2 protein-coding genes are annotated in these 1254 nt (G+C 76.0%); both read left to right on the top strand.

Going from position 1 to position 1254, the window contains the following annotated elements; all coding sequences use genetic code 11:
* Positions 1-702, top strand: a 702-nt coding sequence (locus AC13HU_RS37410; RefSeq protein ID WP_483046459.1) for a transcriptional regulator, incomplete at its 5' end; no start/stop codon positions are given.
* A gap of 56 nt (positions 703-758) precedes the next feature.
* Complete coding sequence (locus AC13HU_RS37405) at positions 759-1151, top strand: roadblock/LC7 domain-containing protein (protein WP_483046458.1); 393 nt, start codon at positions 759-761, stop codon at positions 1149-1151.
* Positions 1152-1254: the final 103 nt, after the last annotated feature.

Here is a 1254-nt window from a genome sequence, read left to right as displayed (position 1 = left end):
CTGCTGCGCGACACCGGCACCCTCTACCTCCTCGACGGTGCGGTGGTGCACGCCGAGAGTCCGGCCGCACCCGGGATCGAGGTGTTGCTGACGGTCGGCGGCCGGCTGTCCGCCGAGGCGTGGCAGGAGGCGGTGCGCCGGGGCGGCGCCGAGTGCCGGACCGCCCGCTGGCTGCTGGACCACCACCGGCTGTCCCAGGGGGAGTTGGAGATCAGCGAACTCGGCACGCTGTTCGACGCGGCCTTCTTCGTACTGGCGCCCACCGGCGGCCCGGCCCGGTTCCGGCACGGCGCCGCGCACTGGTTCGGGCCGGTGCGCCCGGTGCCGCTGAGCGAGGTGGCGCGGGAGGCCCGCAGGCGCCGCCGGTTCCTGGACGCGCTCTGGCCGTGCCCGCAGCTCGACGCCGCGCCCGTACGGCCCCGGCACGACCCGCGGCTGCCGCCCGCCACCCGCCACGAGCGGGCGGTCCTCGACCTCGCGGACGGAGTGCGCACGCCGTCCGCGATCGCCGCCCTGCTCGGCCGGCCCGCCTTCCACGCGCTGGTGCACGTACGGCGCCTCGCCGCGGCCGGGCGGGTCGCGGTGCCCCCATCGACGGCCGGCCGGGTTCCCGCGCCCGCGCCCGCCTGGTTCAAGGACATCGCCCACAATGCGGACGCCGCGCTGCTGCGCCGGCTCCGCGCCGCCTTGAAGCATCTGTGAGGCGCGCCCTGCGGCAGCGGGCCGAACGGGCCCAACCGGCCGGACGAAGGAGACTTATGGCGCATGAAGCCGAAGTACGAGACGAGCTGGGCCGGTTGCTGGCCCGGCTGCCCGAGGCGACCGGCGTGCTCGCGGCCACCGTGGACGGATTGGTGATCGCCCACGAGGCACCCGACGGGCAGGCCGAGACGCTCGCCGCGCTCAGTTCCGCCGGATTCAGCATCGGGCTGCGGCTGTCGGAGGTGGCCGGCGACCACTCCTTCCGCGAGCTGCTGGTACGGGGCGAGCGCGGCTACGTGGCGCTGTACGCCGCGGGCCCCGCCTGCGTACTGACCGTCCTGGCCGGGCCGCGTATCAACGTGGGCCGGCTCCACATGGAGGCCCGCCGGTCCGGCGCCTACCTCGCGCACCTGCTCGACGGCGCCGCTGACGACGGGGAGTACATCTGAACCCTTGACCGAACGTGCGTCGCGGGCGCGGCAAGAGCGGGCTGTTCCGCAACCCCGCCCCCGGCTCGCCGTCCGTCCCGGGTCCTTCCCCCGCTCGCTCCCG

This window comes from Streptomyces sp. NH27 (genome assembly GCF_056859195.1).
The sequence above is the reverse complement of the archived record's forward strand: the minus strand, read 5'-3'. Positions and strand labels throughout refer to the sequence as shown.

Excerpts from the sequence above, each read along its gene's own strand:
- AC13HU_RS37405 (WP_483046458.1), top strand. The coding sequence starts at position 759 with ATGGCGCATGAAGCCGAAGTACGAGACGAGCTGGGCCGGTTGCTGGCC.